Here is a 482-nt window from a genome sequence, read left to right as displayed (position 1 = left end):
CCGGCATCCACATCGGCAATGGTCAAGGTACCGCCGCTGCTCAGATTGGCATTTATTACATTCGCATCTTCGGTGACGGTCCCGGTAGACACCCCGGCAATCACCGGGACATCATTAGTACCCTGGATCGTCACCGTGACGAGCTGGGTTGCTGTTCCATCGGCTGAAGTCGCGGTAAAGCTATCAGTCAACGTTTGGCCAGCCCCTAACTGCTGGATGGCTGTTTGCGCATTGTTCGCCGTGTACGTCCACACCCCATCGGCAGCCAGGGTAAAGGTCCCGTAGGTGCCTGCCACAGAGGGCTGGGCGATAAAACTGGATTGGCCGGCATCGACATCGGCAATGCTGAGCGTACCGCCGCTGCTCAGATTGGCATTTATTACATTCGCATCTTCGGTGACGGTCCCGGTAGACACCCCGGCAATTACCGGGACATCATTGGTACCCTGGATGGTGACTGTGACGAGCTGGGTTGCTGTTCC

The 482-nt window shown here is 57.3% G+C and carries 1 protein-coding gene; it reads right to left on the bottom strand.

Features of this window, described 5'->3' with window-relative positions; all coding sequences use genetic code 11:
• The coding region (locus ACN4Z1_RS15960) for a VCBS domain-containing protein (protein ID WP_419423057.1) at nucleotides 1-482 on the bottom strand (482 nt) is incomplete at both ends.

The sequence above is a fragment of the Legionella sp. ST3F1 genome (assembly GCF_048553315.1).
Lineage (GTDB): Bacteria > Pseudomonadota > Gammaproteobacteria > Legionellales > Legionellaceae > Tatlockia > Tatlockia donaldsonii.
Note: the sequence above shows the minus strand (reverse complement) of the source record. Positions and strands in the feature narration are given on the sequence as shown.